This is a genomic window from Paraburkholderia sp. CNPSo 3281 (assembly GCF_024206515.1).
In the GTDB taxonomy this organism is placed as follows: Bacteria; Pseudomonadota; Gammaproteobacteria; order Burkholderiales; family Burkholderiaceae; genus Paraburkholderia; species Paraburkholderia nodosa.
This window is the reverse complement of sequence record NZ_JAMBPS010000016.1, coordinates 55,882-77,904: the sequence shown is the minus strand read 5'-3', so window position 1 is coordinate 77,904 and position 22,023 is coordinate 55,882. Positions and strand designations below refer to the sequence as shown.

Genomic DNA, 22,023 nt, shown 5'->3' with positions numbered 1-22,023 from the left:
TTACGTCCCTGACCTCACGCGCGTTTTTCCATACACGGCCCGCACATGCGGGCCGTGTCGCTTTCGGGCCGCTATTCGGCTTCTCACTCACAGGGGAAACGCAGTCCGAGCGCCGCTCGCGCGGCGTCGGCCATGGCGAGCATGCGGCGCGAGGTGTCATGCGTCATCACCGGGCTTTCCAGCGCGCCCGCGCGTAGCAGCTCGCAGAAGTGCGCGGTCTCGTAGTTCAGGCCGCCGCCCTCGAACGGCTCGTCGAGTTCGACGACTCGGCCATCCACATAGCGCACTGTCGCGCGCGCCGGATTCCACCAGTTCGCGTGTATCGTCACGTTGCCAAGCGGCCCCGCCAGCAGCGCGTCGCCATAACCGTGCAGATCGAGCCCGCAGAACAACTGCGCAATGCCGCGCTCATGCTGGCAGTTCAGACTCGCGAACGTATCCACGCCAGTCGAGCCGAGGCGCCCGACGGTCTGCACCTCGCGTGGTGCGCCGAGCCAGTCGACGGCCAGAAACATTTCGTACACGCCGATGTCGAGCAGCGCACCGCCCGCTTGCTCGAACGAAAGCGAGGGATGGTCGGCAGGGACGCTTGCCACCGAACAACCCGCGCGCACGAGCCCGACCGGCCCGATGGGATCAGCGTCTAGTTGCGCGCGCAACTTTCGATAGAGGGGATAGAACGGCGGCTTCATCGCCTCCATGAAGAGGCGCTGCGCGCGGTGCGCCGCGTCGAGCACGCGTTCAAGCTGCGCGCCGTTGACGGTGGAGGGCTTTTCGCACAGCACGGGCAGGCCGGCCTCAAGCGCGGCAATGGCGTACTGGGCGTGACTGTCCTGCATGGTGGCGATGTACACGGCGTCGATGCCGCTCGCGAAGAGCGCATCCACGCTTTCGCACGCCTGCGCGCCGCGGGAAGCGGCAAGCGCCTGCGCAGTCGCCGCGCGCCGCGACCAGACCGCTTCGACGCGTGCATGCGGGACGTGCGCAACGCCCTGCGCGAAGCGATGCGCAATGCGGCCCGCGCCGACGATGCCCCAACGTATCGTTTGTGTTTCGCTCATATGCTGCGTGCTCCGGCTGTGAGGTCAAGGGCCGCCGCACAACGTATGTCACGTACGTCACGCGAGGCGCACCCAAAGACACGCACGATACCGGCACGCGCAGCGCGCCGCAATGCGCTCGCGTCAATCCGCGCGCAGCGAGCGGATTGACGCGAGCGAAGCGACGCTGCGAACGGCCTTAGCGCTGCTCCAGCGCCTCGGGCGCGAGCGCGCGAGTGAGTTCGTCGGCAGTATATTCGATCATCGCGAGCGCGGCCGCTTCGGCCTCTTTCGGCGCGCGACGCTCGATCGCTTCGACGATGCGCCCATGCGCTGCTACGACGTTGTTCCAGCCGCCGTCACGCGTGTTGAGAATCGGATTCACGAGCGAGAGCGCGCCGCGAATGATCGCCGCCATCTGCTGATAAAACTGATTCCCGCTCGCCGCGAGGATGCGCGTGTGCAGAAGCGCGTCGGCGGTCTGGAAATTCGGATCGTCGGTGCTCGTCTGGCGCAGCGCTTCGAACGCCTCGCGAATACCGGTAATCTCCGCCGCGCTCGCGCGCGTGGCCGCCAGCGCGCACGCCGCCGGTTCGATCAGGCCGCGAAATTCGATCACGTCGCGCAAAAACGTCTTGTCCGGTTTCGAACGGAAACGCCAGTTCACGACGTCCTCGTCGATCATGCGCCAGTCGCGCATGGGCCGGATGCGCGTGCCTATTTTCGGCCGCACGTCGAGCATGTGACGCGCGAGCAGCATGGAGAGCGCCTCGCGCATCACCGTGCGGCTCACGTCGAACTCCTTCGAGAGGATGTCCTGCGGTGGCAACACAGCGCCATACCGCTCCTCGACGATGCCTGCAATCAGCCCGTCCATCACCTTGCTGACGAGCGAGCGTTCCTTGTTCCCCAGTTCCATGACCCTACCCCCCCGATGTGGGCGTTATCGCCCATGTTTGCCGGATACTGCGCGGGCCCTCGTGCGTCGTCGAACTTAGGTATTACGTTGCATGCGCTTCGCATAATTCGCCAGCCAGGATATCTCCTGACATGATGCTTGCGGCATGCATCTTGTTCGTATTTGCGCGTGTTACGTCGGCCCTTGCGCTGCTGTTTTTGTAAGGCGATCGTATGAATCGCCCACTTACTTCAATCGACACGCTTTCAATCGGCTTCAAATCAATCGGCAGTCCCTGGCTGTGCATATGCAGGGACGCCGGCGTGCATGTTTCTTCTGCGCACGCTTTTCGCGCGCGGCCCAACGTTGTGCTTTTCGACGTTGCGTTTATTCAACGTTGTATCCGGCCGTACTCATCGTCGAAGCGCACGATGTCGTCTTCGCCCAGATAACCGCCCGACTGCACCTCGATGATCTCGAGCGGCGTCTTGCCCGGATTCTCCAGCCGGTGCTTGACGCCCAGCGGGATGTAGGTCGATTCGTTTTCCGAAAGCAGGAAAACCTCTTCGCCGCGCGTGACGCACGCCGTGCCGCGCACCACGGTCCAGTGTTCCGCGCGGTGATGATGCATCTGCAGCGACAGCCGCCCGCCCGGCTTCACGACGATACGCTTGACCTGGAACCGTTCTCCCTGATCGAGCGAGTCGTAGCAGCCCCACGGCCGCTCCACGCGCCGGTGATGCTGCGCGACCGCGCTGCGCTCCTGCCTGAGCTTGCTCACGATCGCCTTCACGTCCTGCACGCGATCCCTCGCCGCGACGAGGACGGCGTCGGCCGTTTCGACCACCACCACGCCGTGCACGCCCACGCAAGCCACGAGCCGACCGTCCGAATGCGCGAAGGTGTCGGTCACGTCTTCGAACATCACGCGCCCGCGGGCCACGTTGCCGCTTGCGTCCTTGTTCGACACCTGCCACACCGCATCCCACGCGCCCACGTCGGACCAGCCGGCCACGAGCGGCACGACCACGCCCGCGAGCCGCGCGTTGGCGCCGAGCGACTCCATCACCGCGTAGTCGATCGAATCGGACGGGCACGCGGCGAGCGCCGCGGCATCGAGATGCACGGTGCCGTCGGCGTCGATTGCGGCCGCCTCGAACGCCGCCGCGCATTGAGCCGCGATGGCCGGTCGGCAATGCGCGATCGCGGCGAGCCAGACCGATGCACGCACCACGAAAATGCCGCTATTCCAGAGGTAATCTCCCGAGGCCACGTAATTTGCCGCGAGTTCGGGGCCGGGCTTTTCCACGAAACGCTCGATCACGCGCGCGCCGCTGGCGCCGAGCGCCGCCCCCGCGCCGATGTACCCATAGCCGGTCTCCGCGCGCTGCGGCGGCACGCCCAGCGTGACGATCGCGCCACGCGCCGCGTACCCCACCGCTTCTTCGAGTGCGGCGGCAAACGCCGCGCGATCCGCGATCAGGTGGTCCGCCGGCATGGCGATGAGCACGGGATCGCTGTCGCATACCGCACCCGCGCCATCGCGGGCGAGCGCCGCCTCGTGCCCGGCGCGCGCCGCCAGCGCTGCGACAGTGAGTGCCGGCGCGGTGTTGCGCGCAACCGGTTCGAGCACGACGCGAGCGGGCGTGCCGCTTCGGCCGAGCCGGTCGACGGTCATGAGCCGCAGTTCCTCGCTGCTCACGACGACAGGCGCGGCCTTGCGGATCGCCGCGCCCGGCTGGGCATACACCCCGTCGAGCCGCCGCACCGTGGCTTCGAGCAGCGACTCGCCGTCGAGCAGATCGATCAGCTGTTTCGGGCAATGCTCGCGCGAGAGCGGCCACAGCCGCGTGCCCGAGCCCCCGGCCAGCACCACAGGCTGAACGATGAGCGCGACTTCGGGTTCATTGGCTGCCGCGATCAAGCCGGCAGGCGTCACGAGCTGATTCATGCAGTGAGCTCCCCGTTGAAATATGTCGGGTCGCGTCGACGAACGCCGCGCCTGCCTGCCGGCGGGCTCGCGCGAAGCGTCACGCGCCTCCCGGACCTCTCAAGCCTCACAAAGCCCCGAGGCTTTTTACGGACCTCATTGGAGCAAACCTCGGCATGCCAATCTGTACGCATACCCACACTGACCGCGTGCGCACCGCCAAGCCGCTCACGCGCGATGTTTCAGCGTCGAACGTTTTTTCGCCGGCTACGTCTGCGTTGCAACAGAACTGAATCAAAACCGCTTGTTTTTCTGGTCGCCGCCCGAATCGCCCGGGATCCATGTTTCAACGAGGAGCCATTTCTGATTACCCCTGCTACCAGTGGAAATAATCCAATCAAATCATCGGCTTGCGACTTTCAAGAGGGTAATGCGCAGCGCAGCGGCTCGCAAAGTCGCCGTACAAAACTGAAACAAAAACGCGGCGTTTCGCCGCGCTGCCGCATCGCCGGTTCGCGCTCAGCCGCTTCAATGCGTGGTTTCGCACCGACTGGCACACACCCTGCTAAAGAGAGATCGCCACACGAACGCAGACGCGGACGAACGATGCCGCGCACGCAAGCGCAAGAGTGGGACCAGGCAAGAACAAGCAGGAATGAGCACGAACAAGCGGGACTATGGGGCCGGCACGACGAACACAAAAGCCGCACGGGAAACGGCAGACAACAACGAGTTCGGCGAACGGAATCAAAAAACAGGAGGCGGCACGCGCCGCCTCGCACGAGGACCAGTCATGTTAACCCTTCAATCCGATCTTCACGGCAACCATTTGCTGGGCGCCCTCCCGTCGCATGAATGGCAGGCTCTCGCCCCGCACCTCGAACTTGTTCATCTGCGCACCGAACAGTTGATCTGCGATTCCGGCCAGCGCATTCATCACGTGTACTTTCCGACTACCGCGATCGTCTCGCTGCTCTCGACGATGGAAGACGGCAGCTCGGTCGAAATCGCGGCGGTCGGCCGCGAAGGCATGACAGGCGTGCCCGTGCTCACGGGCGGCGAAACGATGCCGAACCGCGTGCAGGTGCAATGCGCGGGCTTCGCCTATCGCATGAGCGCGCAAGCTCTCAAGCAGCAATTCGCGCGCTCGGACTTCCTGCGCCGCCTCATGCTGCTCTATATGCACGCGCTGCTCACGCAGGTTGCACAGACCGCTGCGTGCAATCGTCACCACTCGCTCAGCAAGCAGCTGTGCCGCTGGCTTCTGATCGAAGTGGACCGCGTGGCTTCCAACGATCTCAGCGTCACGCAGCAGCTGATCGCCGACATGCTCGGCGTGCGCCGCGAAGGCATTACCGAAGCCGCTGGCAAGCTGCACGACGAAGGCCTGATCCATCACAGCCGCGGCCATATCCGCGTGCTCGATCGCGAGGGCCTCGAAGCCCGCGCCTGCGAGTGCTACGGGCTCGTGCGCCGCGAATTCGACCGGCTGCTGCCGCGCCTGCACCAGGCGGAAACGGTCGCGTGAGCGCGTAATCGCGCGCGCGTGTGTTTCGCGCCGCGAGTTCATTCGCGTGTCGTCCCCTGACAAGGCGTGCCCGCAGCGGCACGCTTTTGCGCGCCTGCTCACTTTGCGTGCGCGATCGCGCGACCAGTCAGGCAAGGTCGAAGGTAACCGGAACATACAGGATACCGAATCGATCGTATCTTGCCGCGCCAGTTGGAGAGAACAGGAGCGCGCGCCCTCTTCTCTCCAGCCTTGCGGGACTCAATGGGCCGAAGGCACGAGCGCCTGTGCAAGCGGCAACGCGGGCAAGTGCTCGCGTTCGCGCACGAACGGGTCGGTCGGGTCCTGAAGCTTCGGATCCGGGGTCGTCTCGGCATTGCGCAATTGCACGGGCGCGCCATCGTTGTTCGCGACCTTGCGCTTGTCGCCGCATGGATGATCGGTCAGCGCGGCAGCCTCGCGGAAGTCGTCTTCCTGACACATGATGTTGAACGCAATGTCCTTGCGGTCCATGCGCCAGGCCACGGCCGCATTCAGGCGCTTGTTGCAGTCCATATCCTTGATGGTGCCCGCGGCCGTCGCGCCCACGCCCACCACCGACACTGCGGCGGAAATGCTGCCCCAGCAGGTCTCGGTCACCGAAGCCGTCAAGGCCGGCGCGTAGACCGTGGGCGTCGTGCGCACATCGTAGCCGCCGTGATACGTGACGTCCGACGTACCGCCGCTCGGCAATACGACGGTATTGGAGACGGTGCTCGTCTGGCTCGACGCGGACGTGGTCCCCGATGTCATCGTCGGCGTGGTTTGCGCCCACGCAGCGCCTGCAAACAGCAACACCCCGGCAACGGCAATTTTTTGTTTCAGCTTGCTCATTCTTCTCTCCGTGAACGGAAAGGGGGCAACGCCCCCTTTCCGACGCGCTAGTGAACGGCTGACCCGTTCGGATTACCAGTGCATGCCGCCCGTGAGCGAACCCGAACCGCCCGCTGCGACGATGCCGACGCCGCCGTTCGCATTGGCGGTGCCGGTGCCGTTCGCGGTTGCGTTCGACGTGAAGCCCGAGCCACCGTAGCTGCCGCTCGAACCGTCGAACGACGTGTTGATCACCGACGAGTTGAAGTTCTGCGAACCCGACTGCGTGGCGCTCGTGAAGCCGAGCGTCGACGAATTCTGGTTCGTGGTCGTCGTGCCGGTCTGGCCGACGTAGCCGTTAGCCGTCTGGCCGTAGGTCTGCGAGTTGCCGTTTTGCGTCGTGTAGCTCGAACCGAACGTGAGGCTCGCGTTCGAGAACGACTGGTTGCCTTGCGACACGGTGGCGTCGATATGGCCCGGCACCGTCAGCGCCGACGTGAAGCTGCCGTTGACCGACGAGGTCGAGTTCGACGTGAGTGCCGTAGCGCCAAAGCCGACGCCCGCTGCGCCCACCGCCGACGTGGTGGAGGACGACGGCGCGCCCATGCCGCCGGCGCCGCCTGCGAATGCGGCAGCCGAACCGAAAGAGAGCATGGCGGCGAGCGAAATGGCCTGAATCTTCTTCATGATTGTGGTCTTCCTGATAAAACAGGGGAACGTTGGATGAATGCGCGCGCACTCCCCCTGATAGCGCGGGCGCATTTAACACGACTTCGATTGCAATGCCGATAAAATCACTGCATTTAAAATGCGCGAATATCCCCGCGGACCAACCCGATATCGGGAAGATCGTTTAACGGAGTGACCAGATTAAAACTCGCGCGCAGAGCACCCTTAAGCTTTACGCATTCGCGTAAATCAGGCGGTCATGCAGAATTGAAAATCCGGAGAACAGAAAGGAATGCCCCGTAAAACCCTGTACGTTTGGCGGACCCCGTTGAATAGTAGTCCGATACAAATCGTCCGACACCCGCTGTTGTCATTATTTCCCCGTGTACCGCGCGGCGTACGCCACGAACTCTCACGCACTGCCTGACAGAAACCCTCGAGCCGCTGCGCATTTTTGCGCGCCGCCCTTCCCCTGCCCGGTCGTTTCGACGTCTCTTTTAGCGAACCGTTTGCATAACGTCGCCGGACGGTGAATTTATATCTCAGACAGTCAGACTATTGCTACGCCATTCGCATTTTTGTGTGCGGTTCTCAACGTAGCGAATTGCGAAGACCTTGAATTCGGAGATTTCCTTTCAAAAATAATCGAAAGGCGAATTGAAGTTTCGGATAGATGCGCAGACAACCAGATATCGAATCGCGTTCTTTTAATGATTAATCGCGACGTTCGGTTCGGCAGGCCACGCAGGCCTGCCGGAATAAAGAGCGGCAGCGCACAGGCAAAATCAGGCAGAAGCCTGTTGCACGTGCCGCTCGCGCGAGGCCGCTCAGGCCTTGCGGTATTCGATGCGTTCGACGCCGGTTTCGCCGCCGAGCAGGCAGAAGTCCGCGCCGCGGGCGGCGAACAGACCCACCGTCACCACGCCCGGCCATGCATTGACATGCGCCTCGAGCGTGTGCGGGTCGCTGATGCGCAGACCCTTGACGTCGAGGATCTCGTTGCCGTTGTCGGTGATAAAGGGCGAGCCGTCCTTTTGCACGCGCAGCACCGGCACGCCGCCGAGCGCCGTCACGCGGCGGCCAATGGCCGTGCGCGCCATCGGCACGACTTCGATGGGCAGCGGGAACTGGCCGAGCACGTCGACGCGCTTGCTCGCATCGGCGATGCAGACAAACACGTCCGACACCGAAGCGACGATCTTCTCGCGCGTGAGCGCGCCGCCGCCGCCCTTGATCATGGCGCCGGCGCCGTCGATTTCATCGGCGCCGTCCACGTACACGGGCAGCGATTCGATCTCGTTGAGATCGAAGATCTTGAAGCCGTGCGCTTCGAGGCGCGCGGTGGTCGCGACCGAGCTCGACACGGCGCCGCGGTAGCGGCCCTTGCTCGCCGCCAGCGCGTCGATGAAGCAGTTCGCGGTGGAGCCCGTGCCGACGCCGATCACGGCGCCTTCCGGCACGTTCGCGTTGACATAGTCGGCGGCGGCCTGGCCGACCAGTTGCTTGAGTTCGTCTTGAGTCATGGGAGTACAGCCCGAGGAGGAGAAAAACGCGGAATCCGCATAGTTTACCGGAGATGCGGGCACGGGCTGCCCGCATCTCGCAGGATCGCGCGACACGCTATCCGGCGGGCGATCGCTGGGAGATCAGCGCGCAGCCGAGCGCTGGCGCACCGCTTCGAACAGGCAAACGCCCGAAGCCACGGAAACATTGAGACTCTCGACCGTGCCTGCCATCGGAATCTGCATGACTTCGTCGCAGGTTTCGCGCGTGAGGCGGCGCATGCCCTCGCCTTCGGCGCCCAGCACGAGCGCCACGGGGCCGTCAAGCTTCGTCTGGTAGAGGCTCGCGCTCGCGTCGCCGGCGGTACCCACCACCCACACGCCCGCGTCCTTGAGTTCGCGCAGCGCACGCGCGAGATTCGTCACGGTGATGTAGGGAACGGTGTCCGCCGCGCCGCTCGCCACCTTTGCGGCCGTCGCGTTCAGACCCACGGCGCGGTCGCGCGGGGCGATCACGGCGTGCGCGCCGGCCGCGTCGGCCACGCGCAGGCACGCGCCGAGGTTGTGCGGATCGGTCACGCCGTCGAGCACGAGCAGGAGCGGCGAGCCCTGGATGCCGTCGAGCAGCTCCGCGAGATTCTGCGCGAGCGCCAGATCGTGCACGCGGGCCACCACGCCTTGGTGGCGCTCCGTGTGCGCGAGACCCCAGAGGCGCGTTTCGTCGGCTGCGATCACGCGCGCGCCGGCTTCCTTCGCGGTGTGCAGGAAGTCCTGCATGCGGCGGTCGCGGCGCGTCGGATCGTAGTAGACATCCTCGACCGTGGACGCGTCGTGCCGCAAGCGTGCGATCACCGCATGAAACCCGTAAAGAACCTTGAGACGTGACATGACTGAGACAACCCCTGATGAACGTTTTGCGGCGCAGACACAGCGCCGCCAACAACGATGGTCGCCGGCCGCGTCGTGCGGTCCGGCGTATGCAAGCCGCGCCCATGTGGCAAAACCCGACGCGGCACGCAAGTGAAAAAACCGGGCACGCGCACAGTGGCGCGGCCCGGATAGGAAACGGCTGCGGAGCGCGTTTGGCGCTCCGCATGCATGGCGCTCAGCGTTTCTTGCGCGGCGCCTGCTTCTTGGGCGTCGGCTTCACGGCGGAGCGCTTCTTCGCGGTCTTGGCGGCGCCGCGCGCCGCGCGCGCCTCCTTCACCGCGACGCTCGGCGCCGGCGCGGCCTTCTTCTGGCGCGTCATGTCGCCGCCCGGCAGCGCGCGCACACGCGGGCCACCGTCCATGCCACTCTTGTCGACCGGCATCGGCCGGTTGCCGCCCGACTTCACGGGCGTATCGCGCACGAGGCGGAAGTCGATCTTGCGCGCGTCGAGATCCACGCGGCTCACCTGCACGCGTACGCGGTCCGACAGGCGATAGCGAATGCCAGTGCGCTCGCCACGCAGTTCGTTCTTGATCTCGTCGTACTGGAAGTAATCCGAGCCCAGTTCCGTCACGTGCACGAGACCTTCGATGAAGAGCGCGTCGAGCTGCACGAAAATGCCGAACGACGTCACGCCGCTCACCATCCCGCCGTACTCTTCGCCGAGCTTGTCGCGCATGAAGTAGCACTTGAGCCAGGCCTCGACGTCGCGCGAGGCTTCGTCGGCGCGACGCTCGTTCGCCGAGCAGTGCAGGCCCAGTTCTTCCCAGATCGCCGTGTTGGCGCCCCGGGCGCGCTTGCCACGCTTTTCCTCGTCCTCGGCCTGCATGGCGCGAGCGCGCGGCGAGAGCGCGGTATTGAGCTCGACGCCCTCGGGCGCCTGCGGCTGGTACTTCTTGCCTTGCAGAATCGCGTAGATCGCGCGGTGCGTAAGCAGGTCGGGATAGCGGCGAATCGGGCTCGTGAAGTGCGCGTAAGCCTCGTAGGCAAGCCCGAAGTGGCCGATATTGTCCGGGCTGTACACGGCCTGCTGCATCGAGCGCAGCAGCATGGTCTGCAGCATCTGCGCATCGGGCCGGTCGCGGATGTGCGCCATCAGCGCGGCGTAGTCGCTCGCGTGCGGCGTGTCGCCGCCGCCGAGCGAAAGGCCCATGCCGCGCAGGAAGGTGCGCAGGTTTTCGAGCTTTTCAGCGGTCGGCCCCGCGTGCACGCGGTACAGGCCCGGGTGCTTGTGGCGCTTCATGAAGTCCGCCGCGCACACGTTGGCCGCGAGCATGCACTCTTCGATCAGCTTGTGCGCGTCGTTGCGCTGGCGCGGCACGATCTGCTCGATCTTGCCTTGCGCATTGCAGACGATATACGTCTCGGTCGTGTCGAAATCGATCGCACCGCGCTTCTGGCGCGCGGCGAAGAGCGACTTGTACACGCCATAGAGATTCTGCAGTTGCGGCAACAGTGCCGCGCGGCGCGTCGCCTCGGGGCCCTTGGTGTTAGTGAGGACCGCGGCGACTTCGGTATAGGTGAGCCGCGCCGCCGAGTGCATGACGCCCGGATAGAACTGGTACCCCTTGATCTCGCCGCGCGCAGTGATCACCATATCGCAAACGAGCACACAGCGGTCGACATGCGGATTGAGCGAACAGAGCCCGTTCGAGAGCTTCTCGGGCAACATCGGAATCACGCGGCGGGGGAAGTACACCGAGGTGCTGCGCTCGATCGCGTCCACATCGAGACCGCCGCCCGGCAGCACGTAATGCGAGACGTCGGCGATGGCGACGATCAGACGGAAGCCCTCGCCGCGGCCGACCTGCATCGGCTCGCAATACACGGCGTCGTCGAAGTCACGCGCATCTTCGCCGTCGATGGTGACGAGCGGCACGTCGCGCAAGTCCACGCGATAACGAATGTCGGTGGGACGCACGGCGTCGGGCAGCTTCGCGGCTTCATCGAGCGCGGGCTTGCTGAACTCGTGCGGCACGCCGTACTTGCGCACGGCGATCTCGATCTCCATGCCCGGATCGTCGATGTCGCCGAGCACTTCCATCACGCGGCCGAGCGGCTGCGAATGGCGGCTGGGGAAATCGGTGAGTTCGACGACCACGACCTGGCCGACCTTGGCCTTCTTGGGATTCTGCGTGACGAGGATATCGTGGCCGATGCGCTTGTCTTCCGGCGCGACGATCAGCGCGCCGTTCTCGTTGAGCAGGCGCCCGATGACACTGCGGTTCGCACGGTCGGTGACTTCGACGATATGCCCTTCCGGCCGCCCGCGCCGGTCGTAGCCGACGATGCGCGCGAGCACGCGGTCGTTGTGCATGACCTTCTGCATTTCGCCTTGCGGCAGGAACAGATCGTCCTGCCCGTCGTCGCGCACGAGGAAGCCGTAGCCGTCGCGATGCCCCTGCACGCGTCCCGCGACGAAATTCGAAGGATGGGCAAGCTGGTAGTGGCCGCGCGGGTCGAGCCGGATCTGCCCGTCGCGCTCCATGGCGGCGAGCCGCCGGAAGAACCCTTCACGCTCCTGGCGCTTGATAGCGAGCGCCTCGGCGATATCGTTCGCGGTGCACGGCGAGTCGCTGGTCCGCAGCACGCCGAGAATCTCTTCGCGGCTGGGAATCGGATACGGATATTTGCTCAAGGGCTTATCGATGGTTGTTCTCGTTGCGTGGACGTCGGATTTCGCGCGGCCTGATGTGCGATACATGCGGGCGGCGCCCGGTCTTCGAGTGCTGCAATCTGCCGGCCCGTACCGTGGATTGCCTGGCCGCTCGCGCTGCGTGCGCCACGCTGCACGCAGCACCTGAATCACGGACTTTTGCCGGCGGAACTTCTGCGAGGCATTCTAACACCCGCATCGCACCCTACGAGCCGCGGGAGCGGCCTCGCAGCGCGACGAGACGGCCGCTCGACGCGGTCTGCAACGCTTCGGCAGCCGCGCTTTATCGCCCTCCACAAAACGCTTGACAGTCATTCTGTGCCCGCTATAATCTCGCTCTTTGCTGCACAACACGTTGAGCAGCAAACGACACCTTGCCCAGGTGGCGGAATTGGTAGACGCACCAGGTTCAGGTCCTGGCGGTGGCAACACTGTGGAGGTTCGAGTCCTCTCTTGGGCACCAGATTCGAAAGGCCGGCTTCATGCCGGCCTTTTTCATTTCCGGCAGTGGCAACGAGTACAACTGCCCTGCTATCGCGTAAAACGCAGCAACCGCGTTCCCGGGATGAAGATTTTTTGAAAGAAACTATTGACAGGCGCGCGAAATCGCGTCAAAATTTCGTTCTAGCTTGAAGACGTGCCCAGGTGGCGGAATTGGTAGACGCACCAGGTTCAGGTCCTGGCGGTGGCAACACTGTGGAGGTTCGAGTCCTCTCTTGGGCACCACGTCTCATCAAGCAGAACTAGCAGCACACAGGATTCATCGAAAAAGCCCGCAAATCTGCGGGCTTTTTTGTTTTGCGGCCGGTATCCGCTTGTCGCTCCCCGCCTCCACTCATCTTCCACACACGCCGATGCTGGAATCGCACGGTTATCGCAGCGAACGATGCGGCCACGCCCTCGTTATGTTTCATGGTATACATTGCCACACGGCACGGCGCGTGCGTGCAAACCCAAGACAAGTCGATTGAGGAAGGCCGAATGGAATTCGTTGTCGTCGCAGCGATCGTCGCCGTCAGCTTTGGCGCCGCCGCGACCTGGCTGCTCGCAACCCGGCTGCCCGAGCGCTGGCTCGAGAAGAGCGCCAGCGAGGGCCGTTATGCTCATCTCGGGCTGGAAAACGAGCGCGCCGCCGAAGCGGACCTGCGTCGCGAGCAGGCCCGCATCGATACGCGGCGCGTACGGCGCTCACGCGTGCGCGCAAGAATACAGGGCGCCGCGCGGATGATGCGGGCATTGCGTCCCGCATCCGCTAGCCGCGATCACGACCGCACTGCCCGCCCGTAGCGCTTGGGGGCGCCTATCAAAAACGCGCTCACTCATGCGACCCCAGCGGCGACGGTACGAACGCCGAATCGGCGATTCTCGCCTCCTCACCCGACTGAAAGATCCAGCGCCGGCGCATGGGCTGCAAGATCACCTTTGCGCTCACGCCAGCCATCATCGCCACGCAGGCGACCATGTCGAACACCATGTTCCAGCCACCGTGGAGCGCCAGCAGCGTCGCGACAGGCACGAGCATCGCCGCGGTCCCCTTCGCGGTATAGAGCGTGCCCGCGTTGCCGGCCGCGTATTTCGCGCCGAACGTATCGGCGCAGGTTGCCGGAAAGTTCGAAAAGATATCGCCGTAGAACAGGAACACGAGCCCCGAGAACAGCATGAAGAGATACGGGTCGTGGCCGAATGCGCGCAAGCCCAGCAGCGCGAGTCCCTCGCCGAGAAACGTGATGAACATCGTATTCTCGCGGCCGATGCGATCCGAAATGAGCCCGCACAACGGCCGCGTGAAGCCGTTGCAGAGATTGTTGATCGAGAGCGTCATGGTGAGCAGCGGCAGCGTCGCCGCTACGAGCGTGACCGGCATCGAGGCGAAACCGTAGCTCTTCGCGATCGGGCCGATCTGCGCCGTCGCGATGATGCCGCCCGCCGCCACGCAGACGAACATCGCGTACATCACCCAGAAGACGGGCGCGCGGACCATTTGCTTCGTCGTATAGTCGGTCTTCGTCGCCACGATGCGCTTCATGCCCGCCACGTGTGCGGGAGGCTTCGGCCGCACCATCACCAGCGCGAGCGCCATGATGCAGGCACCCTGCAGGAGTCCGAAGAACACGAACGCGCGCTCATAGCCCGATTGCTGGATCATGTTCGAGATCGGGATGACCGTGAGCGCCGCGCCCGCGCCGAAGCCGGCCGCCGTCATGCCGGCGGCGAGACCGCGCCGGTCGGGAAACCATTTGAGCGCGGTGCCGACGCACGTGCCATACACGCACCCCGCGCCGATGCCCGAAATCACTGCCGCGACGTAGAGCACCGGCAGTGCGGGCGCCCACGCGTCGAGCACCCAGCCAAGCGCCACGCAGCACGCTCCGCCCATGACCACGGGGCGCGGGCCGAAGCGGTCGACCAGCCAGCCCTCCACGGGAACGAGCCAGGTCTCCGTCACGATGAAAATGGTGAAGGCGAGCTGGATCGCAGCCTGCCCCCAGTGATGCCGTGCGTCCATCGGCACGACGAAGAGCGTCCACGCGTACTGCAGGTTCGCCACGAGCCCCATGCAGAGAATGCCGGCGACGAGCTGCACCCAGCGGTTGTGCCGCCGGGCCGTGTAGCCGCCATCGATACGATCGGTATATGCCACGTTGTCTGTCTCCATCCGTTGTGATTGCGCGCGGGCTTGTCTCGCATCGCCTCGACGCCGGTACGTGCGCCATTTCCCGCGTTACCGCCAGCGCGGCAGAGGTGAGTTCTGCCGCGCCTTGCCTCGAACGTCAAGCCGCTTCGAGTTGCCGCAGCAGCGCGTCGACGCTGCCCTTCGCGTCGCCAAACAGCATTCGTGTGTTGTCCTTATAGAAGAGCGGATTGTCCACGCCCGCATAGCCCGTCGCCATGCTGCGCTTGGAGACCACCACGGTGCGCGCCTTCCACACCTCGAGCACCGGCATGCCGGCGATCGGGCTGCCCGCATCCTCCTGCGCACCCGGATTGACGATATCGTTCGCGCCGATCACGAGCACGACGTCGGTGCTCGTGAAGTCCTCGTTGATTTCGTCCATCTCGAGCACGATGTCGTAGGGCACCTTCGCTTCCGCGAGCAGCACGTTCATGTGGCCAGGCAAGCGCCCCGCAACGGGGTGGATGCCGAAACGCACGCGAATGCCCAACGCGCGCAGCCGCCGCGTGATCTCGCTGACGGTGCCTTGTGCCTGCGCGACGGCCATGCCATAGCCCGGCACGATCACGACCTCCTGCGCGTCGCGCAGCAGCGAGCCCACTTCGTCAACGCTGGTCGCCACGACTTCCCCTTGCTGTGCCTCGCTTGCCGTGGAACTCACCGTACCGAAGCCGCCCAGGATCACCGAAACGAAACTGCGATTCATCGCGCGGCACATGATGTAGCTGAGAATCGCGCCGCTCGACCCAACCAGCGCCCCTGTCGTGACGAGCAGATCGTTGTCGAGCATGAAGCCCGTTGCCGCCGCTGCCCAGCCCGAGTAGCTGTTGAGCATCGAGACCACCACGGGCATGTCCGCGCCACCGATCGCCATCACGAGGTGCACGCCGAGCGCCGCCGCCAGCACGCACATCACGATGAGCGCGTAGAGTGCGTCGCCACCATCAGGAGCACTGACGAAGCGATAGCCGAGTGCGATGCACGCGCCCAGCACGACCGCGTTGAGCAGATGTCGCGCGGGCAGCACGAGCGGCTTGCCGCTCACCGTGCCCTGCAGCTTCAGGAACGCGACGATCGAACCGCTGAACGTGACCGTGCCGATGAAAGCGCCGACATAGATCTCGGTGTCGTGAATCGCTCGCTCGACGCCACTCATCGGGGTCTGCGGCGAGAGAAAGTTGGCAAAGGCGATGAGCGTGGCCGCCAGACCGACGAAGCTGTGCAGCACCGCGACGAGCTGCGGCATCTGCGTCATCTCCACGCGGCGCGCGAGCATCGCGCCGAGCCCGCCCCCCACCAGCGCGGCGATGAGCGCGATTTGCAGGCCCGCACCGCCGGTGACGAGCAGCGTGGCGAGCACGGCGATCACCATGCCGGTCACGCCATACAGGTTGCCGCGCCGCGCACTTGCGGGATGACTCAGCCCGCGCAGGCTGAGGATGAAGAGCGTCGCCGCGCCGAGCCACGCCATGTTGCCGATTCCGTTGAGCATGACGTCTCCTCAGGTCCGTTGGAACATCTTCAGCATGCGCTGGGTGACGAGAAAGCCGCCCGCGATGTTGATGGTCGCGACGACGAGCGCAATGCCCGCCAGCACGGTCACGATCGTGCTGGCGTTGCCCGGATGCAGCAACGCGCCGATCACGATGATCCCGCTGATCGCATTCGTCACGCTCATGAGCGGCGTATGCAACGAGGGCGTGACGTTCCAGACCACCTGATAGCCGACGAACACGGCCAGCACGAACACCGTAAAGTGCGCGACGAATGCGGGCGGCGCGACGGCGCCGAGCGCAAGCAGCAGCAATGCGGCAATGACGAGCGCCGCCAGCGACCAGACGCCGTTGCGGCGCACGGACTGCGCGGTGGCTTCTTTCGCGTCGCCATTAGCGACGGCAACGGGCTTCGCCTGCGCAGCCGTTTGCGGCGCTGCCGAGACCTGCACCGGCGGCGGCCAGCACACCCGGCCGTGCTGCATGACGGTGGTGCCGCGCTGCACGACGTCGTCCATGTCGAGCTTCAACGCGCCGTCTTTCGCAGGCGTGAGATCGGTCAGCAGATGGCGGATGTTGGTCGCGTAGAGCTGGCTCGACTGGTTCGCCATGCGGCTTGGCAGATCCGTGTAACCGATCACGGTCACGCCGTTCGCATTCACGACTTCACCCGGGCGAGTGAGTTCGCAGTTGCCGCCCTGCTCGGCCGCCATGTCGACGATCACGCTGCCCGCGCGCATGCACGCCGCCGTCTTCGCGTCGATGAGGCGCGGCGCCGGTTTGCCGGGAATCAACGCCGTCGTGATGATGATGTCGACCTCGCGCGCCTGGGCCTCGAAAAGCGCCATCTCCGCTTCGATGAACTTCGCGCTCATCTGTTTGGCGTACCCGCCCGCGCCGCCGCCCTCCTCCTCGATGTCGATGCTCAGGAACTCCGCGCCCATGCTTTCGACCTGCTGGCCGACTTCAGGGCGCGTATCGAACGCGCGCACGATGGCGCCAAGACCGCGTGCGGCGCCGATCGCCGCGAGCCCCGCCACGCCCGCGCCGATCACGAGCACCTTGGCGGGCGGCATCTTGCCGGCCGCCGTGATCTGCCCCGTGAAAACGCGCCCGAAATGCTGGGCCGCCTCGACGACCGCGCGATAGCCGGCCATGTTCGCCATCGAACTCAGCGCGTCGAGCTTCTGCGCGCGCGAGATGCGCGGCACGCAGTCCATCGCGAGCACCGTTACCTCACGCGCGGCGAGTTGTTCGAGCAGCGCAGCGTTTTGCGCAGGCCAGATGAACCCGATCAGCGTCGCGCCGGGTTTCAGGCGCTGCACTTCCTGGCTCGAAGGCGGACGCACCTTGACGACGATATCCGCGCCGCTCAGGAGCGCTTGCGCGTCGTCCACGACGCGCGCGCCGGCCGCGCGGTAGGCGTCGTCCGGATAGGAAGCATTCGCGCCCGCCGTCGTTTCCACTTCGACGGCGTAACCGAGTTTAATTAGTTGTGCCACACTTTCCGGCGTCGCCGCGACGCGTCGTTCGCCTTCGTATGTCTCTCGGGGGACCGCGATCGTCAACGCCATGATGCGCCTCCGAACTCCACATCAGAGCGCGCTGCGGCTGGAACAAACGGAATCGGCGGCGCGCCAGTGCATCTGGCGCGCCGAAAGCGTAGCCACGACTTCATGAAACGTCTCCTGTGTCGGCGGCGTTGGCGCTTCAGCGCCTTACTCCGGCCCCATGTTGGAATGCTTTATATGCCGCGGCTCGATGAGGGCTTTGCCCTATGACACGCCCAGGCGCGGCGAATTGCCGCTCTTGAGAAAAGCGAGCGCCGCCTCGCGCGCACCGGCAATGGCGGCCGCCTCGCTTTCGAATACGGTTTCGTCGACCACCCATTGACGGGGCAATACGGCGGCCGCCAGTGTGTCGGCAGCAGGCTCGACCGCGTGGATCGCAGCGAACGCGGCCCAGCCGCCGTTGTGAATCATTTGCCGGGCCGAGAGTTCGACCTCGAAATGTCCGAGTCTTTCGGTATGCATCGAAGAGCTCCCGAGGTTTCAGGATTGCTGGGCCTGTGCTTCGAGTTCGGTGATGCGTTTCTTGAGCGCGCGCTCCTCCTGGAAGCGCACCGTTTCGTCGCGGATCACGGCGACGATGCCGTCGAGTTCGCCCTGCGGCGAGCGCAGAAGCGCCACGGTAAAGGCAATGGAAAGCGCCTTGCCCGCCTTGTCCACGGCCGGCACGCGCAGCACGTCGTTGCCATAGCGCGTCTGGCCGGTCGCCATCGTCTTGTGATAGCCCTCCCAGTGACGGCCGCGCAGCCGCTCGGGAATGATCAGGTCGAGCGTCTTGCCGAGCGCTTCTTCCGGCGTATAGCCGAACATGCGCGTGGCCGCCGGATTCCAGAACGTGATGTCGCCGGCTGCGTCCGAGATGACGATGGCGTCCCCGATGGCGTTTGCGAGCTGCTCGAAATCGATGGCGGATTGCATGGCGATGACTATGTGGGGTGAGTGATCGTTTATCGTCGTCGCGCGGCCCGCATTGCACATGCCGCGCGGCGTCCTGCCTGCCAGTCTGGTATTGCGATGCTGCGCGGGCGCAGCGTTGGCCGCGCCCGCTTTCTGCGTGCTGCGTTCAGCTGATGGAACTCGAGGCGGAACTCAAACCGCGCGCACCTCGTGCAGCGCCGCGATCTGCTGCGCCGTGTAGCCGAGGTCGGCCAGCACCTGGTCGGTGTGCTCGCCGAGCAGCGGCGAGCCCGTGATCTCCGGCTTCAGCTCCGAGAACTTGATCGGGCTGCCCACCGTGAGATACGAGCCGCGCTCCTTGTGCGGCACTTCGACGATAGTACCGCTAGCGCGCAGCGACGGGTCATTAGCAATTTCCTTCATGCTGAGCACCGGTGCGCACGGAATGTCGAACTTGCGCAGGATGTCGACCGCTTCGAACTTGGTCTTGTCGGCGAGCCACGCTTCGATCGTCGCGAAGATGTCGAAGATATGCGGCTGACGCGCCTGCGCGGTAGCGTAGTTCGGGTCGTTGATCCATTCGGGTTTGCCCAGAGCGTGGCAGATCGGCTCCCACGCGTGGCCCTGCACCGTGAAGTAGATGTACGCGTTCGGGTCCGTCTCCCAGCCCTTGCATTTGAGCACCCAGCCCGGCTGGCCGCCGCCGCCCGCGTTGCCGCCGCGCGGCACGACGTCGCTGAACGTGCCGTGCGGATACTGCGGGTATTCCTCGAGGAAACCCTGGCGGTCCAGCCGCTGCTGGTCGCGCAGCTTCACGCGGCACAGGTTGACCACGCTGTCCTGCATCGACACGGCCACCTTCTGCCCCTTGCCGGTCTTGTCGCGGCCGATCAGCGCCGTGAGAATACCGATGGCGAGGTGCATGCCCGTGTTGCTGTCGCCGAGCGCAGCAGCGCTCACCGTGGGCGGACCGTCCCAGAAGCCCGTGGTCGAGGCCGCGCCGCCCGCGCACTGTGCGACGTTCTCATAGACCTTGAGGTCGTCGTAGTGGTGGCCTTCGCTGAACCCCTTCACCGAAGCGACGATCATCTTCGGGTTGAGTTCCTTGATGCGCTCCCACGTGAAGCCCATGCGATCCAGCGCGCCGGGGCCGAAGTTTTCGACCATCACGTCCGATTCGCGAATCAGCTTTTCCAGCACTTCCTTGCCTTCGGGCTTCTTCGTGTCGAGCGTGAGCGAGCGCTTGTTGCTGTTGAGCATGGTGAAGTACAGCGCATCGACTTCGGGAATGTCGCGCAACTGCGAGCGCGTCACGTCGCCGGCGCCCGGGCGCTCCACCTTGATCACGTCCGCACCGAACCACGCGAGCATCTGCGTGCAGGCGGGACCGGCCTGTACGTGCGTGAAGTCGATGATCTTGATACCGTCGAGGGGTTTGCTCATTTCTCGTATCTCCTGATCTACCTGATCTATGGGGTCTTATTTCTTCATGGCCGCGCTTTGCGGATTCAGATTCGTGAGGCGGCCGCTTTCGGTCCCGGCCGATTCGTCGATGACTGCGTTGATCAACGTGGGCTTGCCCGACGCGATCGCTTCGAGCAGCGCGCTCGTGAGTTCTTCGGGCGTGGTCGCCTGATGGCCGATGCCGCCGAAGGCCTCGATCATCTTGTCGTAGCGAGCGTTCTTCACGAACACCGTCGGCGCGACGTCGCAGCCGCCGCTCGGGTTGACGTCCGTGCCGCGATACACGCCATTGTTGTTGAACACGATGGTGCAGACCGGCAGGTTGTAGCGGCAGATGGTCTCCAGCTCCATGCCCGAGAAGCCGAACGCGCTGTCACCCTCGATCGCCACGACCTGGGTGCCGCTCGTCACGGCTGCGCCGACCGCGAAGCCCATGCCGATGCCCATGATCCCCCACGTGCCCGAGTCGAAGCGCTTGCGCGGCTGGTACATGTCGATGATGCTGCGCGCGTAGTCGAGCGTGTTCGCGCCTTCGTTGACCACGTTGATGTCGGGACGCGTCTTGAGCACGTCGCGGATGGCGCGCAGCGCGCTGTGGAAATTCATCGGCGACGGGTTCTTCGCGAGCGTCGCGGCCATCTTTTCCAGGTTCTTGTTCTTGCGTTCGGCCACGGCATCGAGCCACTCTGCCGGCGGCTTCGGGAAGTCATTGCCGAGGCCGGCAACGAGCGCTTCCACGCATGAACCGATGTCGCCGATCACCGGCGCTTCGATGGCGACGTTGCTGTCGATTTCGGTCGGCGCAATGTCGATCTGCACGAACTGCTTCGGTCCGGCGCCCGCGCCCCACGTCTTGCCCTTGCCATGCGAGAGCAGCCAGTTCAGGCGCGCGCCGATCAGCACCACAGCGTCTGACTCGGCCAGCACGAACGAGCGCGCAGCCGACGCCGACTGCTCGTGCGTGTCGGGCAAGAGACCCTTGGCCATCGACATCGGCAGATACGGAATGCCGCTCTTCTCGACCAGTTCGCGGATCTGCGCGTCGGCCTGGGCGTAGGCGGCGCCCTTGCCGAGCAGGATCAGTGGACGCTTCGCATTCCTGAGCACATCGATAGCGCGCTGCACCGCATCCGGTGCGGGAATCTGGCGCGGCGCCGCGTCGACGACCTTGATGAGCGACTGCTGGCCCTTCACCGCGTCGATGGTCTGGGCAAGCAGCTTGGCCGGCAGGTCGAGATACACGCCACCGGGACGGCCCGAAACGGCCGCGCGAATCGCGCGCGCCACGCCGACGCCGATGTCCTCGGCGTGCAGCACGCGATACGCCGCCTTGGCATAAGGCTTCGCCGCGTTGAGCTGGTCCATCTCTTCATAGTCGCCCTGCTGCAGGTCGACGATCTCGCGTTCGCTCGAACCGCTGATGAGGATCATCGGGAAGCAGTTCGTGGTCGCGTTGGCCAGTGCCGTGAGGCCGTTCAGGAAACCCGGCGCGGAGACCGTCAGGCAGATGCCCGGCTTCTTCGTCATGTAGCCCGCCACGGCCGCGGCGTTGCCGGCGTTCTGCTCATGCCGGAAGCCGATGAAGCGCATGCCCTCGGCCTGAGCGAGACGGGCGAGATCGGTGATCGGAATACCGACGAGACCGAAGATCGTGTCGATATCGTTGAGTTTCAGCGCGTCAATGACGAGATGAAAACCATCAGTCGTTTGCTGCGCTTCGGGCACAGGGTTCTGCTGTACCTCGTTGATGCCTGCTTCTGCCATGACGTCTCCTCTTTGGCGGGGCGTTGTGTGACTCGTGATATACAATATTCCACACACAATATTAGTCAAGACGTTTTTTTACCCATGCCGCGTTTGCTGCACTGCGTCGCGCCGCGCTGCACCGTTGCCCTCTCGTGCGATCGCTCGCACAGCGACAAGCTCTGATGCGGCACACCATG

Annotated in this window: 17 protein-coding genes and 2 tRNA genes; 4 read left to right on the top strand and 15 right to left on the bottom strand. The window is 64.8% G+C overall.

Annotated features, from left to right (window positions below):
* Positions 1 to 83 precede the first annotated feature (83 nt).
* From M3I56_RS17985 to M3I56_RS17975, 3 genes are all read right to left on the bottom strand, one after another.
* A complete protein-coding gene (locus M3I56_RS17985) occupies positions 84 to 1,061 on the bottom strand; it encodes a Gfo/Idh/MocA family protein (protein ID WP_254355138.1) in 978 nt (325 codons plus the stop codon).
* Positions 1,062 to 1,239: 178 nt separating this feature from the next.
* Positions 1,240 to 1,959: a FadR/GntR family transcriptional regulator gene (locus tag M3I56_RS17980; RefSeq protein ID WP_254355137.1), complete on the bottom strand. Its 720-nt coding sequence runs from the start codon at positions 1,957 to 1,959 to the stop codon at positions 1,240 to 1,242.
* 370 nt (positions 1,960 to 2,329) lie between these two features.
* A complete protein-coding gene (locus tag M3I56_RS17975) occupies positions 2,330 to 3,889 on the bottom strand; it encodes a mannose-1-phosphate guanylyltransferase/mannose-6-phosphate isomerase (protein WP_254355136.1) in 1,560 nt (519 codons plus the stop codon).
* Positions 3,890 to 4,661: 772 nt separating this feature from the next.
* On the opposite strand from M3I56_RS17975, the gene M3I56_RS17970 reads away from it, so the two are divergent.
* Positions 4,662 to 5,396 carry a Crp/Fnr family transcriptional regulator gene (locus M3I56_RS17970; RefSeq protein WP_028204855.1) on the top strand — a complete coding sequence of 245 codons (735 nt, stop codon included), beginning with the start codon at positions 4,662 to 4,664 and terminating at the stop codon, positions 5,394 to 5,396.
* Between the two features lie 240 nt (positions 5,397 to 5,636).
* On the opposite strand, the gene M3I56_RS17965 is transcribed toward M3I56_RS17970, so the two are convergent.
* From M3I56_RS17965 to rnr, 5 genes are all read right to left on the bottom strand, one after another.
* Entirely contained in the window at positions 5,637 to 6,248 is a 612-nt protein-coding gene (locus M3I56_RS17965) for a hypothetical protein (RefSeq protein WP_254355135.1), read from the bottom strand.
* A gap of 72 nt (positions 6,249 to 6,320) precedes the next feature.
* The gene (locus tag M3I56_RS17960) at positions 6,321 to 6,914 is read right to left on the bottom strand and encodes a hypothetical protein (protein WP_254355134.1); all 594 of its coding nucleotides are present in this window, start codon (positions 6,912 to 6,914) and stop codon (positions 6,321 to 6,323) included.
* Positions 6,915 to 7,723: 809 nt separating this feature from the next.
* Positions 7,724 to 8,419 carry a ribose-5-phosphate isomerase RpiA gene (gene rpiA, locus M3I56_RS17955; protein ID WP_254355133.1) on the bottom strand — a complete coding sequence of 232 codons (696 nt, stop codon included), beginning with the start codon at positions 8,417 to 8,419 and terminating at the stop codon, positions 7,724 to 7,726.
* A 123-nt stretch (positions 8,420 to 8,542) separates the two neighbouring features.
* Positions 8,543 to 9,286, bottom strand: a complete 744-nt coding sequence (rlmB, locus tag M3I56_RS17950; protein ID WP_028204851.1) for a 23S rRNA (guanosine(2251)-2'-O)-methyltransferase RlmB — start codon at positions 9,284 to 9,286, stop codon at positions 8,543 to 8,545.
* A 217-nt stretch (positions 9,287 to 9,503) separates the two neighbouring features.
* Complete coding sequence (gene rnr / locus M3I56_RS17945) at positions 9,504 to 11,966, bottom strand: ribonuclease R (protein WP_254355132.1); 2,463 nt, start codon at positions 11,964 to 11,966, stop codon at positions 9,504 to 9,506.
* Positions 11,967 to 12,360: 394 nt separating this feature from the next.
* Between rnr and M3I56_RS17940 the strand changes: the two genes are divergently transcribed.
* From M3I56_RS17940 to M3I56_RS17930, 3 genes are all read left to right on the top strand, one after another.
* Positions 12,361 to 12,447 (top strand) — tRNA-Leu (locus tag M3I56_RS17940).
* Between the two features lie 176 nt (positions 12,448 to 12,623).
* A tRNA-Leu gene (locus tag M3I56_RS17935) sits at positions 12,624 to 12,710 on the top strand.
* Positions 12,711 to 12,965: 255 nt separating this feature from the next.
* Positions 12,966 to 13,271, top strand: coding sequence for a hypothetical protein (locus M3I56_RS17930; protein WP_254355131.1), 306 nt, complete (start codon positions 12,966 to 12,968; stop codon positions 13,269 to 13,271).
* Positions 13,272 to 13,299: 28 nt separating this feature from the next.
* On the opposite strand, the gene oxlT is transcribed toward M3I56_RS17930, so the two are convergent.
* The 7 genes from oxlT to oxc all read right to left on the bottom strand — a co-directional run bounded on the left by oxlT (position 13,300) and on the right by oxc (position 21,844).
* Positions 13,300 to 14,640: an oxalate/formate MFS antiporter gene (oxlT, locus tag M3I56_RS17925; RefSeq protein ID WP_302056885.1), complete on the bottom strand. Its 1,341-nt coding sequence runs from the start codon at positions 14,638 to 14,640 to the stop codon at positions 13,300 to 13,302.
* A gap of 115 nt (positions 14,641 to 14,755) precedes the next feature.
* The gene (locus M3I56_RS17920) at positions 14,756 to 16,150 is read right to left on the bottom strand and encodes an NAD(P)(+) transhydrogenase (Re/Si-specific) subunit beta (RefSeq protein ID WP_254355129.1); all 1,395 of its coding nucleotides are present in this window, start codon (positions 16,148 to 16,150) and stop codon (positions 14,756 to 14,758) included.
* 9 nt (positions 16,151 to 16,159) lie between these two features.
* Complete coding sequence (locus M3I56_RS17915) at positions 16,160 to 17,725, bottom strand: Re/Si-specific NAD(P)(+) transhydrogenase subunit alpha (RefSeq protein ID WP_254355128.1); 1,566 nt, start codon at positions 17,723 to 17,725, stop codon at positions 16,160 to 16,162.
* Positions 17,726 to 17,926: 201 nt separating this feature from the next.
* Positions 17,927 to 18,184 carry a hypothetical protein gene (locus tag M3I56_RS17910; protein ID WP_254355127.1) on the bottom strand — a complete coding sequence of 86 codons (258 nt, stop codon included), beginning with the start codon at positions 18,182 to 18,184 and terminating at the stop codon, positions 17,927 to 17,929.
* An 18-nt stretch (positions 18,185 to 18,202) separates the two neighbouring features.
* On the bottom strand, positions 18,203 to 18,637 hold the full coding sequence (locus tag M3I56_RS17905; RefSeq protein ID WP_254355126.1) for a PAS domain-containing protein: 435 nt from the start codon (positions 18,635 to 18,637) through the stop codon (positions 18,203 to 18,205).
* 171 nt (positions 18,638 to 18,808) lie between these two features.
* Entirely contained in the window at positions 18,809 to 20,059 is a 1,251-nt protein-coding gene (frc, locus tag M3I56_RS17900) for a formyl-CoA transferase (protein WP_028204843.1), read from the bottom strand.
* Between the two features lie 36 nt (positions 20,060 to 20,095).
* Positions 20,096 to 21,844, bottom strand: a complete 1,749-nt coding sequence (gene oxc, locus M3I56_RS17895) for an oxalyl-CoA decarboxylase (protein WP_254355125.1) — start codon at positions 21,842 to 21,844, stop codon at positions 20,096 to 20,098.
* Positions 21,845 to 22,023 lie beyond the last annotated feature (179 nt).